Source organism: Mangrovibacter phragmitis (assembly GCF_040429585.1).
Lineage (GTDB): Bacteria > Pseudomonadota > Gammaproteobacteria > Enterobacterales > Enterobacteriaceae > Mangrovibacter > Mangrovibacter phragmitis.
In genome coordinates, this window is sequence record NZ_CP134782.1 from 2,251,405 (window position 1) to 2,265,201 (window position 13,797).

Below are 13,797 nucleotides of genomic sequence, written 5' to 3' on the forward strand. Positions count from 1 at the left end.
TTCTCTCACGCACCTGGGACAATGAGCAATGTATATTCACTTAACCAGGAGGTGGGCCATCGGCTCGCCCGCCCGGCTTTTTCTCTTTATACATCGCGGTATCAGCCAGTTTTACAGCATCATCTACAGAACAATTTTCAGGTGAAACACAAACCACCCCTGCACTTGCGCCTTCATACCATAAGCACAAATTGCCAAAGGTGTACTGCCCACGCAATGTGGTATGAATTCTGTCCTTGATAGTTCGGATAACAAACTCCTGGTCAGTCTCTTTTTCAGGCCCAAGGCAGGCCAGCAGAAACTCATCGCCGCCTATCCGGCCAACAATATCTTCCTCGCGCACAATATGATGCAACCGCTGGCCAATCTCTTTCAACAGTGCATCCCCGGTATCATGCCCAAGGTCATCATTAATCTTTTTGAATTCATCAAGATCAATATAACTGATTAATACTGTGCGGTTGATTCGTTTCGCCAGAGAAAATAGTGCGGGCAACCGGTCGAATATCGCCCGTCTGTTCGGCAGTTGAGTCAGGGAATCGGTATAAGAATGTAATGCCAGTTGGTAATTATCTTCTTTGAGTTGCTCAATAACCAACAGCTCTTCAGCATAACGGGCGATGATTTTCGCCAGTGAAACCAGGCGCGCCACAGTTACCTGGCTGTCTTGTTTGTTCTGCTTACTGACTGAGTTCACTGAGCCATAGAGCGTACCATCACGCAATATAACAGGCACACTAAGGTGCGTGCACATTCCTGCAACTTCCAGTTCAGGAAACTGGCTGTAAAACCCGGACAACTCTTTCAGGCAGTAAATACCTTCTCTCAGCGTTTGTCCGGACAAAACTTGCTGCCAGGCCGTGTGTTTATCGCCCGAAATAATATGGTAATGGCACAATGGTGCTGAACCAGGTGCAGTAACAGGTGCGCTTTCACGGTCCAGCACCATCACCCAGGGCCAATGCAACCCTGAGGCTGTGCTACAAAACTGCATCAGTTCTTTGATAAAACTGCTATCAGCATGAAGTAAGGTAACACCACCACGCGTGAAATTGTTCATTTTCACTCCAGGGCAATCGTTATTTTTATTTTTAAATCAGCGCCTTTAATGAACCGCGACAGAAACGCACATAACATTGATAACTCAGAATACCATTACAATTAATAAACGTAATCTATCAACTATATTTTTGAATCCAGCTCACATTTTCTTTTTTATCGGCACAGAACTGCGTCTTTTTAGTGTATTCGCAGTCACTTCAAGCCCGTGTACTAAGCTATCAACAGGGTTGATTAATTTTGTAGAATTGATAGATATGAATGATATTAAAGCGCCGGATGCATTGTCAGAAGAACCCATATCACACAGGCAGCCTGCTCTTTAGCCGGTTTATTGTCAGCACCATTTACAGATAAAAAACGCCAGGGAAAGCATGACAGCAATTACGATTAAACCCGCACAACCTGAACATATAGCTGCATTAAGAGCCATTGAACTTGCTGCATTTGAAACACTACGCCGCGCTGGTGCCGTAAACGGTTCCCCTGTCGCCACCAGTGAGGAACAATTCGACCAGTTACGCCTTGAAGGTGTGCTGCTTGTCGCACTCTTGCCTGGTGGTATTCCTGTGGGGTTTGCCGGGGCAATTATCACAGAAAACTGGCTGCATATTGCCGAGATGGATGTTCACCCTGACTGGCAACAGCAAGGTACAGGCCGCAGGCTTCTCAACGCAATATTGTCGGAAGGTAAGATGCGGGGTTTACAGGGTGCGACTTTAACCACAGACCGCTTCGCGCCATTTAACGCCGTCTTTTATGCTGCGCTGGGTTTTATACCAGTGGAAGGCGATGACTTGTCACCCCGGCTGCAAACCTTACTTTTGGAAGAAACCCTTGCCGGGCTCGACCCCAAACGCCGGATTGCCATGCAACTGGTGTACGGTCAGGCCACCTGAAAGCAAACTGGCTGCCAGAAGTGTGGATTGTTGCCACAGGGCACCACCAACAAGACAGATATTTCCCCGCCACCGGAGAGGCTAACCCCGGCACCTGATTACTTGCAGATATTCCTGAGGTGGCAATTAGCAGATGAAAAGAACTGCACGCCATTATGGATAACTGAATCCATCCAGCAATATTTTAAGAAAATCCTTATGTTTACCCCGACAGATATGAGGACTAGAATCATTTTGATACAAAAAATGCACATTTTATTCATAATCTTTATTTTTGAATTATAACAACCATCTGTTACAGATTCTTTTAAAAGGAAGCTATAACTGACAACGCAGCCAGCGCGCTTAACATTATATTTACTACCCGTAAATTATTCTGCGCATAACAAAGGATGATATTCCCCCGGAGTATATATACCCACAGCAAACATGCACGCCATTTTGAGGCAAAACAGAACCATCATTGTAATCTCATAGAGAAAGGGAGATGGTAATATCAATGAAAAATATAATTATTAATCAACAAATAAAAAATAACCTCCGGTCGATTAAGCGGAGCATTAATAACATCAATAAAAAGTGGAAAAACAGGAGTAATTTTAAATCTGATACACTATGGATCTCCATTGGTGAAAATTGCCTTGCTGATGACATTCTGAGAAGGCATAACAGAAAGTCGTTCAGTTCCGTTTTTTCCTCTGGCCGCTCCAATATTGAGTATATCCTGCAGATGGAGAAGGACAGCTACCGTCATCTTCTGGAGAAAGACCAGCTACAACCGTTCCCGGATGGCGATCATTACGTGGTGCGCTCAACATACTATAAAAACTGTACCGGGCAATACAACCCTCGTCACATGCTGGGTTTTGAGTTCTCCCACCACGACCCACTCAGAGTAAAAGAAGATGCGCGTGCATTAAAACGACGCATTTACCGCCAATTAAAATATCGTGGTGTGAAAAACTTCATTTTCCTGTATCACCACCGCATTTCAGACCTGTCAAATATTTCCTTGCTGCGATCTCATCTCAATGAATTTTTGTCGTTATATAATATTAATAACTGCCACTGTAAAGTAATCCTGTTCTATCAAAAAATAATTGACACCAACACTGAGAAATTTATCGACTTCATCCCTCACAATACAGGTTTACTCGAGTTTGTCTGCCATACCCATGCTATTTGGGCCGGTGATGATCTTGATACTTTCTGGGCAAAAAAAGATGACTCTTTGTTTACATCTATGTTCAGTATTGTTGATGATGTAAGGCACAGAGAACTCAGCACTCCCTCAGAATAAGAGGTAAAAATGAAGCAGGTCAGAAATTAGCACCATCTCACCGTTGATGCTACCGACAAATACCAGATCCTACGCATACTGGCGTAATGATTAACTCCGGTAACCATACCGTTAGCGGAGTTAATACAGGGAGCCTTGCGTGAGATATTTTCTACAAAGCAGTCATTAAGTTACGGCACTACCCTGTTATGAATAGCAATACTCATCCCACAAGGCTGGGTTATCACTGCACCATGTGCTGTAACCAGTCGCGTAGCGCAACAATCTCCGCCCGGTATGCCACCTCTTCTAAAGCCAGCAGGTAATAATTCGCCCCGGGTAAAGACCCGGCATAAGGCGCAACCAACATTCCCCTGGTGATTAAATCCCCCACCAGCAATTCACTGGCAATCACCGCACCATGCCCGGCCACCGCAGCCTGTAAAGCATGGGTTTCATCGCTGAAGTGCAGGCCTCTGGACAAATTCAGGCCTTCCGGCCCATAGCGCTGCTTCCAGTGTTGCCAGTCCGGGGACTCTGCAGGAATATGGCGGTTATCTACATGTAACAGTGTCGTTTTATTTAAATCAGCAGGCCTTCGCAAATTCAGCGCCGGGCTGGCGACGACAATAAAACGGTCCTCACAAAGCAGTGTGTTGTGTAAACCATGTTCCGCGCTTTCCCGATAGCGGATGGCGACATCTACGGTTCGTTGTTTAAGGTCAACAGTTTCCACACTGGTATGTAAATGCACATCAATTTGTGGATACTGCGCTTTAAAATCCGCCAGGCGTGGAAGCAACCAGTTGGTTAAGAAGTTGGAAGTCGTTGTCACTGTCAAAGCTGGTGACTCTGTAAGCCGGTCTATTTTTTTTACAGCATCCCCAAGGGAGGAAAAAGCATTCTGCGTTGCGGCATAGAGTAACTGCCCTGCTTCCGTCAGCCTGACTTCTTGCGCACTGCGCTCAAACACCCGGCACTCCAGTACAGATTCCAGCAGGCGAATTTGGTGGCTTACCGCCGTGGCACTCACGCTAAGCTCTGCGGCTGCCCGCTTAAAACTCAGGCATCCGGCCACAGCATCAAACGCACGCAGGGTACCCAGTGGTGGTAATCGCGATGTTTTCATGATGAGTTATTTTCATCCACAGGTGAAAAGTATGACTTTGAATACACCATTATATAAGCGATACGCTTAATACATAACCTGATGAAGATGAGTTTTTCTTCTTCTCTATGAACACATGTTACGAGGCGTATTGCGACCATGACAGCTTTATCTGCTCCCCCATCCTTTGCCGAAAAAACACGGTTCACCGCCACAGCACTGTTGTACAGCGGGCTGGCCGCCCAGATTGTGCTTCTGCTGAAGCGTTCCATTCAGGAAAGTATGGTGGACGCCATCACACTGGTATTACTGCTTGTGATTTCGTTTACTGGTGGTTATTTAGGGTCGCGCTGGCCTGTATTCCGGCGCAAAAACTGGCTGAACCGGCTGTACTATGGGTTTCTGGTGAGCTCAGCCGGTATGTTGTTTTTGGTAATGGCGTTGCAGGGGGCATACCACTGGCTCTCGCTGGTTACCGGAGTGCCTATTTCCGGGCTGGGACAAGGTATTGTTGCTATGGCAGCTACAGATACAGACCGCAATCACCATGCAGCAATGCGGCCACTATCCAGAATCTTATTAAGGGTGGCAGGCCCACTACTGGCCATCGTGGTCTGCCTGCATATTCAGGGGCAATTTAGCGGAATAACCGGGTTTCCGTATGCCTTTGCACTGTTGGTTGACCTGGCCTTATTAGGCGCACTGCATGCAAAAATCACCTGGGCAGACCAGGGATATTAATCCGTTTTTCCAGGCCAGGCCTTTGCACCACAGGTTGAATATTATGCCCGGCAGAGTATGATTTTCTTTCAACCCGGTATAAACAGAACATACCTGAACAGTAAACTCGCAAGGCTGTGGTTTAGCCACCGGGAAAAGACGTGATGTAATTAAGAAAAGGATATTTATGACAGAGTTATCCACCCTGCCCGATGAAAACACAAAACGATTTATTGCCGTATTAAATAAAAAGGTTGAAATGGGCCGTTTATATAACGCGCTCGGCCATATGACGGCGGGGCTTGTCGCGCATATCAATAACCCGGAAAGCTTGTGTTTCTTGCAATATACAGACAAAGATGGCGGTGTTCATCCCGCAATTTCGCACTTTCCTTTTATTGTTCTTAAGGCAGATAACTCTAATAAAATCAGGAAAGTTCGCGAAGAACTGCTTCAGCGTGATATCCCGTTTACAGATTTTACTGACACCATGATAGTTGGCTCTTCGGCCGCGCAGTTAAACGCCACATCTGAAACACCAGAGCAGGACCTTGAGTATTTCGGGATCTGCATGTTTGGCGATACCAATATACTTAAAGAGTTTACCGGGAAATTCAGTTTATTTAAGTAATCATCTTCCCCCTTGTGCACCGGCCCTTTACCGGCACACAAGGGGGATTAATTCTGGACAGGTTAATCCATGCCAGCTTGCAGATAAAACCAGAAAGGGGAATCGTTGTCCCCACAATGCATTACTTATTAATCACTAAAATTACCGTACAACCATTAATGCAACAACCGTTCAGGCCGTCTTACTATTGCGACAGCCCCGGGATTTCAGTTAATTCCCGGTAAATGTGCATTCCCCGCTCCAGCCCAATAATGACGTCATTATCTGCCCCATTCGACTCACCGGGTATCCGTAAAATAGCATCGCAGTGGTAAATCAGGCGGTGAGCGACCGGGTACAGGAAGGATTCACTGATTTCATCACCCATCATTTTTGAACCTGCTGCTTCGGCAAGGGGTACCGCCAGCCATTCACCAATCACTGGCGTGTGCCCTTTTTCATACACTTTTAGCGCATACTGTTCCATAACAGACAGGTTCTGTTTAATGCGTTCTATGTCACCGTTAGTGCCACTTCTTACCGGCCCGGCAATTAAAATAAGCATGATTTATACTCCGCCCGTAAATACTGAATTAAGTGCCAGGTGTTGAAGTAACATAATGGTCTTCGCATCCTGGATTTCCCCACTTTTAATCGCCGCCATTGCTTTTGCAAAAGGCCATTCAAGCACTTCGATATCTTCACCTTCCTCATGAAGCCCTCCGCCGCCATTCAGGCGATCCTGATGCGAATATTCAGCAATAAAGAAGAAAAGTTTTTCAGTCACCGAGCCAGGGCTCATCCAGGCTTCAAAGATTTTCTCTGGCGCAGAAACCGTAAACCCGGTCTCTTCCTGTGCTTCTTCAACAATGCGCTTTTCGGGGGTTTCGTTATCCAGTAGTCCGGCGGCGGCTTCAATCAGCAGACCGCAATGGCCATTGATATAAACAGGCAGGCGAAATTGCCTGGTAAGCACGACGGTTTTTTGGGCTTTGTTGTACAGCAGAATGACTGCGCCGTTACCACGGTCATAAGCTTCGCGGCTCATTTCCTGCCATTTGCCATCCCTTCGCAGTAGCGCAAAGGTGTATTTTTTGAGGATATACCAGTCATCAGAGAGCAGTTGTTCCCGGATAAGACGGATTTTGGGCGGTTCTTTTTGCATGTTTATTCCTGATTTTAGGTGACAAAAAAAACATAACATGCATAATCGTGCACGATCAAGATAAAACGTGAATGGTGAAGTAATGCTTTCAGGGCAAAGAAAACAACTTATTCTCGACATCCTGGCGCGCGATAAGCAGGTTCTGTCAAAAGAGTTAAGCCAGCGATTTAACATTTCAGAAGATTCGATTCGCCGTGATTTACGGGAGATGGCCGCAGAGGGGCTGCTGCAGCGGGTTCATGGCGGCGCACTGGCGGTATCGGCTGCCACTGGCACACTGGAAATGCGCAAAAGCGTGCAGATTGAGTCGAAAAAGAGAGTTGCCCAGAAAGCGGTCGGGCTTATTCAGCCAGGAAACATCGTTATTATCGATGGCGGGACGACATCACAGGAGCTTATCAAACTGCTGCCAGGTGACCTCGCGTTTACTGCCGTTACCCACAGCCCAACCGTTGCTGTCGGGTTACTTAACCAGCCTTTGGTTGATGTTATCGTCATTGGCGGCCAGTTATACAAACATTCAGCCGTAACCGTTGGCGCATCAATGATTGAGTCAATTAACCGAATTCATGCGGATCTCTTTTTTATGGGTGTTACAGGCGTGCATGAAACAGCAGGTTTTACTACAGGTAACTATGAAGAAGCCAATGTGAAGCGTGCACTTTCGCAGCGTGCTGCGGAAACGGTAGTGATGGCCTCTGCGGAAAAAATTAACTCGGCCTCCCCCTTTGCGATTGGCGAGTTGAGTATTGCCAGCACCTTGCTGGTTGATGGCACTTTGGATGAAAAAATGCGTACAGTGTTTAACAAGCTGAATATCACTGTGTTGTAAATGATTCACGCCTGTATTGAAGTCATTCAGATGCACAGAGTCATAAAGCTGGTTTGCTGTGCACGTCACCGGCCACTTCCTGGTTTGAAGAGGTACTTACCCATCAACCGGGAAGTGGCTGATTCAGGTGTCTTCGAGATATACCCACATTTATGACTTGCAAACCACGCATAGCTTCAAGCAGCGAATTATTTTTAGGAATAATTTATAAGATATTTCTAATAATTAAATGAAAAACGTCGAATAATAAAGTCACCGCAGCCACACAGGTAATTAATTACTTTTCTTTACTTATTCTTCAGGTGAACAAGTTGCATTTCCCTTACCTTTCCATTAACCTTTCGCAAAAAAAATTGTGTGAGAAAAGTAATGGCACTATCCTGTTCTGGTGAAAATTTATAATTGAACCACATAGTAATATGCATAATCCTGCATCATATGTAACACATCAGCCATAGCCAATGTACTGAGGTTCTATTCTCATTAGCTAAACAGAGTGTCCAGTTTTCCATTAACATACAAAAACTCATTCATACTAAGTTGGTACCCGCACCAACTCACTGACCTGTATCAGTAAGGAACATGGCTTATTGTAATAGCGCCAGCCTTCCTGTTAACCGTCCATCTGTCTAATCCTGAGGGAACTTTTCGCCATGCGAATAATGGGAAAAAAAATAGATTCAAAGATTTTTGATAGTTCTAACAAAAAAACCTTAATGAAATGGGGTGATGTATATAACTGTACAAAAAGCCTCATCCCGCAAGCACTTATGCTGATACATACAGTGCGTCATGTGCATACTCAGGCAAACCGAAGTCCACTACTTAACCAGGATGCTGAAAGTGCTTTTAACAGTTGGGATGTAATCAGCACTTCCTTAATCGAGTACCGAAGCAAATATATAAGATCGCAATGGGCGAATGTAGGCTTATTGTTAGCGGTGCCGCCACAGAATATTATCGGAACTTTCTCTGAGGATGTCAGTTTTCAGAACCATGCGGGGATAAAAGAAAACAATTCATTTGCATTAGCTGAAAGCTATTTCAATGGAACGCCCAAGCTTTTTGAAGGAAAGAAAGCGAAAGAAAGATTTAACTATATAAGAGAATACCTTCTACCCAACAAAAGTTATGCGCACATCACCACACCAGAAAATTTAATGATAAATAGTAAGCATAAAAGATATAATGAGGTTCTTGTAGTAGGCAAATCAAATGTAAATATTCATGCAGGCTTTCCCCCTACAGGCCATATCACTGTATGTGGGATCTATCACCTTACTACGTTTGGAAACAAGACAGATCCAGATGATGAAAAGCTTATCGGGCAACTCAAGGTATTAAATCCTAATGTGCCAGTAATCCGGCAGGAAGTTTATTAAACTATCTGTATCACTGTACTCATGCCCTATGACAGTCAGTATGTGTTCTGTTAGAAAATGCCCACAGTGTCGTGGGCACTCTTTTTCAACTCACCAATACAGACTTGCGTATCAGTCATTCATCACTTTGGTTGCCGGTAACCGGGCTCCTGCCCACAGGCTGAACAGCGCATACAAACCACTGGCACAGACAAAAGTGACCGGTGCTGAGAATGCCGCCACAGATGGGGTGGCGTGCATTAATGCAATACCAATTGCAACGCTGATAAACCAGGCACCGAGCCCCGTCAGGTTGATGGCGCTATTTTCGCGTTCTGCCTGTACATTGCGGGCAATGCCGGCAAGGGCAACACCCACCCAGGCCACCACAAATACTCCCTGGTACGCCAGTGCCTGCAACAACCAGGCGAACACATCTGCCAGCATCAGAATATAGACCACCACACCCACCACACAGGCCCACACCACTTTAGGGAGCTTCACCTTAAACAGGCTGTGGAAAAACACCTGCATATTCACCGTTGCCAGGTAATAGTTCGCGGTATTAATCCGGGTTTGGGTTACCCAGACAAACCCCAGCCCGGCCAGCCCCAGCAGGTTGAGAATTGCCACCACAACCGACGTTTCATTTAATGCCGTACCGGCAGCAAACGTGCTGGTGAGGTAGATCCCCGCCATGCCGTTGAGCAAGAAAGTCACCAGGTAAAACGGCATCCCAAAATTGAAACGGGCGTGGTACTGGCTGTCTTCCTGTTTACCAAAACGCGCGTAGTCAAAGGTGTACATCATCAAAACCCAGACACCCATATAAGAGGTAAAACAGTTCCACCAGCCCCAGGGGGATGGCGTGGCAGGCCCCAGCTGCAGCCAGTTTGCCTGGTAACCGTGTAACTCCACTGACATCACAATAGTTGCCAGTAAACCCAACAAGTAAAATGGCAGCAGCACGCCATTAAATTTATCCAGCCAGTGCTGCACACTGCCAAAAATCAGCGGCACACTGTAAACCACCACCAGCGCAGCGGCAGCCCAGTACACCAGCCCCGGGTACAGGTGGTTCAGTGCAAACGCAATCACCGAGCCTTCAAACACAGCATAGTAAATGGCCGTGGAGAAAAATATCAGCGTGGCCAGCGACGCACCTAACTGGCCAAACAGGCGGCGCGAAAACTGAGCAACAGATAACCCACTACGAATGGCAAAACGGCTGATAACACCGTTAATCAGGCCATAGGTGATAACCGAAAGCACCATGCCAATAATGGCGTTAACCGCGCCATAGGCCATCGCCAGCGATGCACCCACCACAATGTAAAACACTGCACTACACACCGCCCACCATGCCATGGTGAGTGACAATTTGCCCATCTGTGCCGGTTCTGCCGAATTTTGCACAGCACGGGATTGTGGAGCTGAAGCCATAGCAACCTCCTGAAACGAGTAGAGACCAGTGATATATGCCGCGGGGCTTGCACCCCGGGCAGGGTTAACGCAACGCCTGAGTAAGCTCAGCCAGCCGGTGTTGTGATGCGCGACGGGCAGCCAGTGCCTCTTCCAGCGTGACAGGGATAAATTGCACCTGTTGATTAGGCTGTAATTGCCCAAGGATGGGCAGGTCACAGCTAATCACCGTACCCAGTGTCATATATCCGCCACCAGAAACGGCATCACGTAGCAGGACAATGGGCTCCAGCCCGCCAGGCACCTGCACAGAGCCAATAGGGTAACAGGCATCAACAATGTTAGAAGGGTCTGAGCCTGCGCCAAAAGGCGGCTCTTCTGGTTTAAACGTTAACGGCGTGCCACCTTTCAGCCGGTAGCCGGTTCGGTCGGCTTCGGTGCTGACATGCCAGGTATCGGCAAAAAAGTTATCAACAGCGGTTTCAGTCAGGCGGTGGATATACAACCCGGGCAGCATCCGCAATGTGACTGATTTCGGGAATGCCTTAAGTAAATCTTCCGGCACTGTTTTGCCCTCAAGCTGCAAGCGCTCCGCCGTTACTGGCAACACGGGCAACGAATCCCCTGCGGCGAGGCGCCTACCCTGGTAACCACCCAGCGCACCGAGCGTATAGGTTGAACGGCTACCTGACACCAGGGGAACATCAATTCCCCCCGCTACCGCCAGATACGCCCGGCAACCCTGGCGCGCCGGGGCAAAACGCAGGCGCTGCCCGGCGGCGATAAGTAAGGCCGTATTATTGTTGGCTGGCTGCTTATCCACCATGGGCACCATGTCCGCACCGCATACAGCAACCAGGGTATTTTCAGTAAACTGCAATTCCGGGCCCAGCAGGGTCATTTCCAGCACGGCGTCATCCGGGTTGTTGCCCACCAGCAAATTCGCCATCTGCATGGAATAGGGGTCCAGCGCGCCAGAAGGCGGTATCCCCAGGTGGTAGAACCCTTCTCTTCCGGTATCCTGCACTGTGGTGGCAAGGCCAGGCTTGATAACATTAATGGTCATACAGCCCCCTTTTTAGTTGCTGAGGATACCCTTGCGGATCGTCAAGAAAATCAGCCAGCGCAAAAGTCACTTCACGGATTTCTGGCGTGAACTCGCCGCGTTGAACCTCTTCGCACAGTGTGTCATAGGCTGCACGGTCCACCGGGCGAAATTGCACAATGTCCCCCGCTTTGAAAAACACCATGTCCTGTTTGAGATACCCCAACCGTTGCGCCGGGTCATAGATAGGCATTGGCGTAATGCCAAACAACTGGTAGCCACCTGCGCCGCGTACCGAGTAAATGCAGCCGAAACACCCGCCATGGCCTAAAGACAACCCCGGTGTGTCGGTGCGTGGGCGCAGGTATTTCGGCACCTGTAACTGCTTTTGCCGTTCAACCATTTGGTACATAAATGGCAGGCCAGAAACAAACCCCACCATCGAAACAAACCAGGGCGTGTTGCTGTGAGCGGCGATGAATTCTGCGCTGTCTGCAAACCCGTTAATCTCTGCAGCGTAATCCAGATCACTGCCTTCCGGTGCCTGGTGGCGGTCACGAAAGCGCATCAGCGTTTCGTGTGTCCAGGGGTCGTTGTAAAATACCGGAACCTCAATGATCCGGGTTTCCAGGGTGTCGGCCTCCCCACTACTTCCTGCTTCCAGTGCCTGGAGTTGTTCCAGCAGCACATAAGGGTCGAGGGCATCCGGGTTAAAACGTACCTGAAAAGAGGCATTCGCCAGGCAAATATCCAGTATGCCGGGTAACTGAAGGGCTTCCAGCGCCCGCGTCAGTTTCAGCCCCCGGAAAAAAGCCTGCAAAGACATTTTCCGGTCAATTTCGGCGAAAAGGTGTTCATCACCGCCAAATGAGTAACGAATTGGGTTACTGGCCATAACGGCGTACCTCCCCGGCAGGCGTGGACGTACTCTGGTTGCGTTCAGCCAGCCACTGTTCGAGCGTAGTTGTGGTAAATTCGCCAGCCTCCAGTTGTGGAAGGCTCAGCAACCATTTATGCAGCGAAGCCGTGTTTTTCACACCGCGCAGTTCCAGAGAACCCAGTGCCTGCCGGGCTCGCTCCAGGGCCTGCGGGCGGCTCTCTCCCCAGGTAATCACTTTCGCCAGCAACGAATCATACCAGGGAGGAATGCGGTAACCGCTGTACACATGGCTGTCTACGCGTACACCTTCACCGCCCGGCCAGACTACGCCTTCAATCACCCCCGGGCAGGGCAAGAAGTTTTTGTCCGGGTCTTCGGCGTTGATACGCATTTCACAGGCGCTGCCATGCAGGGTGATATCCGCCTGCGCCAGCGTCAGAGGTTCACCATTGGCAATGCGTAACATCCACTGCACCAAATCCACACCAGTAACCATTTCCGTTACCGGGTGCTCTACCTGAATACGGGTGTTCATTTCAATAAAACAAAATTCGCCGCGCACCTCATCAAACAGGTATTCCAGGGTACCTGCGCCCCGGTAACGCAAGTGCCGGGCTAACTGCAGCGCACTGTCACACAAGGTTTTTCGTTGTTCGTCATTGAGTGCCGGTGAAGGCGCTTCTTCGAACATTTTTTGCCGCCGCCGTTGCAGAGAACATTCCCGGTCAAACAAGTGAACGACATGCTTGCCATCCCCCAGGATCTGCACTTCCACATGGCGGGCCCGGGCAATAAACCGCTCCAGGTACACCGCGCTGGAACCGAATGCCGCTTTGGACTCACTTTGTGCAACGGGGAATTCCCTGGCGAGAGCTTCATCGTTGTCTACCACGCGAATACCTCTGCCACCACCACCAGCCGCCGCTTTGATCATGCAGGGGTAACCAATCTGTGCAGCATGGGCCTGGGCTGCCTGGACCGTTTCCAGCACTCGTGAACCCGGTACCACAGGTACACCAGCTTCAGCGGCTGTACGGCGGGCCGCGGCTTTATCGCCCATCACACGAATCGTTTGCGCATCCGGACCCACAAAAATCAAGCCGGCCTGCTCCACGCGCTCTGCAAACTGCGCATTCTCAGACAAAAAACCGTACCCGGGATGAATGGCGTTAGCGCCACTTTGGGCTGCAGCGTTCAGTAACGCGTTAATATTCAAATAGCTTTGTGCGGCCTGCGCCGGGCCAATAATCACTGTTTCATCTGCCAGGTGAGCTGCAAGGCTGTCTTTATCTGCTTCACTGCAGGCCGCAACCACAGGAATACCCAATGCTTGTGCTGCACGAATAATGCGCACAGCAATTTCTCCACGGTTAGCAACCAGCAGTTTTGTTATTTTGCCTGCCATATTTCCTCCAGG

Annotated in this window: 14 protein-coding genes; 6 read left to right on the top strand and 8 right to left on the bottom strand. The window is 48.6% G+C overall.

Annotated elements, in window-relative coordinates; genetic code table 11:
• Positions 1–40: 40 nt before the first annotated feature.
• The gene (locus MPHASIOC01_RS11015; RefSeq protein WP_064594600.1) at positions 41–1,060 is read right to left on the bottom strand and encodes a GGDEF domain-containing protein; all 1,020 of its coding nucleotides are present in this window, start codon (positions 1,058–1,060) and stop codon (positions 41–43) included.
• A 373-nt stretch (positions 1,061–1,433) separates the two neighbouring features.
• Between MPHASIOC01_RS11015 and MPHASIOC01_RS11020 the strand changes: the two genes are divergently transcribed.
• Positions 1,434–1,958 carry a GNAT family N-acetyltransferase gene (locus tag MPHASIOC01_RS11020; protein WP_064594601.1) on the top strand — a complete coding sequence of 175 codons (525 nt, stop codon included), beginning with the start codon at positions 1,434–1,436 and terminating at the stop codon, positions 1,956–1,958.
• Positions 1,959–2,457: 499 nt separating this feature from the next.
• Positions 2,458–3,258, top strand: coding sequence for a DUF1796 family putative cysteine peptidase (locus MPHASIOC01_RS11025; protein WP_064594603.1), 801 nt, complete (start codon positions 2,458–2,460; stop codon positions 3,256–3,258).
• Between the two features lie 223 nt (positions 3,259–3,481).
• On the opposite strand, the gene MPHASIOC01_RS11030 is transcribed toward MPHASIOC01_RS11025, so the two are convergent.
• A complete protein-coding gene (locus tag MPHASIOC01_RS11030) occupies positions 3,482–4,366 on the bottom strand; it encodes a LysR substrate-binding domain-containing protein (RefSeq protein ID WP_064594604.1) in 885 nt (294 codons plus the stop codon).
• Between the two features lie 138 nt (positions 4,367–4,504).
• Here MPHASIOC01_RS11030 and MPHASIOC01_RS11035 point away from each other — a divergent pair, with 138 nt between their 5' ends.
• Both MPHASIOC01_RS11035 and MPHASIOC01_RS11040 read left to right on the top strand, forming a co-directional pair.
• On the top strand, positions 4,505–5,086 hold the full coding sequence (locus MPHASIOC01_RS11035) for a hypothetical protein (RefSeq protein ID WP_353614610.1): 582 nt from the start codon (positions 4,505–4,507) through the stop codon (positions 5,084–5,086).
• 166 nt (positions 5,087–5,252) lie between these two features.
• Positions 5,253–5,696 carry a DUF2000 domain-containing protein gene (locus tag MPHASIOC01_RS11040; RefSeq protein ID WP_064594607.1) on the top strand — a complete coding sequence of 148 codons (444 nt, stop codon included), beginning with the start codon at positions 5,253–5,255 and terminating at the stop codon, positions 5,694–5,696.
• Between the two features lie 184 nt (positions 5,697–5,880).
• Here the strand turns inward: MPHASIOC01_RS11040 and MPHASIOC01_RS11045 are convergent, their stop codons facing one another.
• The gene (locus MPHASIOC01_RS11045) at positions 5,881–6,240 is read right to left on the bottom strand and encodes a hypothetical protein (protein ID WP_064594609.1); all 360 of its coding nucleotides are present in this window, start codon (positions 6,238–6,240) and stop codon (positions 5,881–5,883) included.
• 3 nt (positions 6,241–6,243) lie between these two features.
• The gene (locus MPHASIOC01_RS11050; protein ID WP_353614611.1) at positions 6,244–6,840 is read right to left on the bottom strand and encodes an NUDIX domain-containing protein; all 597 of its coding nucleotides are present in this window, start codon (positions 6,838–6,840) and stop codon (positions 6,244–6,246) included.
• A gap of 82 nt (positions 6,841–6,922) precedes the next feature.
• On the opposite strand from MPHASIOC01_RS11050, the gene MPHASIOC01_RS11055 reads away from it, so the two are divergent.
• Together MPHASIOC01_RS11055 and MPHASIOC01_RS11060 are read left to right on the top strand one after the other, a co-directional pair.
• Positions 6,923–7,672: a DeoR/GlpR family DNA-binding transcription regulator gene (locus tag MPHASIOC01_RS11055; protein WP_353614612.1), complete on the top strand. Its 750-nt coding sequence runs from the start codon at positions 6,923–6,925 to the stop codon at positions 7,670–7,672.
• Positions 7,673–8,325: 653 nt separating this feature from the next.
• Complete coding sequence (locus MPHASIOC01_RS11060; RefSeq protein ID WP_353614613.1) at positions 8,326–9,054, top strand: hypothetical protein; 729 nt, start codon at positions 8,326–8,328, stop codon at positions 9,052–9,054.
• A gap of 111 nt (positions 9,055–9,165) precedes the next feature.
• Here the strand turns inward: MPHASIOC01_RS11060 and MPHASIOC01_RS11065 are convergent, their stop codons facing one another.
• From MPHASIOC01_RS11065 to MPHASIOC01_RS11080, 4 genes are all read right to left on the bottom strand, one after another.
• Positions 9,166–10,476, bottom strand: coding sequence for an allantoin permease (locus tag MPHASIOC01_RS11065; RefSeq protein ID WP_353614614.1), 1,311 nt, complete (start codon positions 10,474–10,476; stop codon positions 9,166–9,168).
• 64 nt (positions 10,477–10,540) lie between these two features.
• Entirely contained in the window at positions 10,541–11,521 is a 981-nt protein-coding gene (locus MPHASIOC01_RS11070; protein ID WP_353614615.1) for a biotin-dependent carboxyltransferase family protein, read from the bottom strand.
• Positions 11,511–12,395, bottom strand: coding sequence for an allophanate hydrolase subunit 1 (locus MPHASIOC01_RS11075; RefSeq protein WP_353614616.1), 885 nt, complete (start codon positions 12,393–12,395; stop codon positions 11,511–11,513). Before MPHASIOC01_RS11075 ends, MPHASIOC01_RS11070 begins: the two co-directional genes overlap by 11 nt.
• On the bottom strand, positions 12,385–13,785 hold the full coding sequence (locus MPHASIOC01_RS11080) for an acetyl-CoA carboxylase biotin carboxylase subunit (RefSeq protein ID WP_353614617.1): 1,401 nt from the start codon (positions 13,783–13,785) through the stop codon (positions 12,385–12,387). The genes MPHASIOC01_RS11075 and MPHASIOC01_RS11080 overlap by 11 nt, the downstream gene beginning before the upstream one ends.
• Positions 13,786–13,797: the final 12 nt, after the last annotated feature.

What these genes read in the sequence shown, in the direction of transcription:
- MPHASIOC01_RS11015 (WP_064594600.1), bottom strand. Translation starts at nt 1,060, where the DNA reads ATGAACAATTTCACGCGTGGTGGTGTTACCTTACTTCATGCTGATAGC.
- MPHASIOC01_RS11020 (WP_064594601.1), top strand. Translation starts at nt 1,434, where the DNA reads ATGACAGCAATTACGATTAAACCCGCACAACCTGAACATATAGCTGCA.
- MPHASIOC01_RS11025 (WP_064594603.1), top strand. Translation starts at nt 2,458, where the DNA reads ATGAAAAATATAATTATTAATCAACAAATAAAAAATAACCTCCGGTCG.
- MPHASIOC01_RS11030 (WP_064594604.1), bottom strand. Translation starts at nt 4,366, where the DNA reads ATGAAAACATCGCGATTACCACCACTGGGTACCCTGCGTGCGTTTGAT.
- MPHASIOC01_RS11035 (WP_353614610.1), top strand. Translation starts at nt 4,505, where the DNA reads ATGACAGCTTTATCTGCTCCCCCATCCTTTGCCGAAAAAACACGGTTC.
- MPHASIOC01_RS11040 (WP_064594607.1), top strand. Translation starts at nt 5,253, where the DNA reads ATGACAGAGTTATCCACCCTGCCCGATGAAAACACAAAACGATTTATT.
- MPHASIOC01_RS11045 (WP_064594609.1), bottom strand. Translation starts at nt 6,240, where the DNA reads ATGCTTATTTTAATTGCCGGGCCGGTAAGAAGTGGCACTAACGGTGAC.
- MPHASIOC01_RS11050 (WP_353614611.1), bottom strand. Translation starts at nt 6,840, where the DNA reads ATGCAAAAAGAACCGCCCAAAATCCGTCTTATCCGGGAACAACTGCTC.
- MPHASIOC01_RS11055 (WP_353614612.1), top strand. Translation starts at nt 6,923, where the DNA reads ATGCTTTCAGGGCAAAGAAAACAACTTATTCTCGACATCCTGGCGCGC.
- MPHASIOC01_RS11060 (WP_353614613.1), top strand. Translation starts at nt 8,326, where the DNA reads ATGCGAATAATGGGAAAAAAAATAGATTCAAAGATTTTTGATAGTTCT.
- MPHASIOC01_RS11065 (WP_353614614.1), bottom strand. Translation starts at nt 10,476, where the DNA reads ATGGCTTCAGCTCCACAATCCCGTGCTGTGCAAAATTCGGCAGAACCG.
- MPHASIOC01_RS11070 (WP_353614615.1), bottom strand. Translation starts at nt 11,521, where the DNA reads ATGACCATTAATGTTATCAAGCCTGGCCTTGCCACCACAGTGCAGGAT.
- MPHASIOC01_RS11075 (WP_353614616.1), bottom strand. Translation starts at nt 12,395, where the DNA reads ATGGCCAGTAACCCAATTCGTTACTCATTTGGCGGTGATGAACACCTT.
- MPHASIOC01_RS11080 (WP_353614617.1), bottom strand. Translation starts at nt 13,785, where the DNA reads ATGGCAGGCAAAATAACAAAACTGCTGGTTGCTAACCGTGGAGAAATT.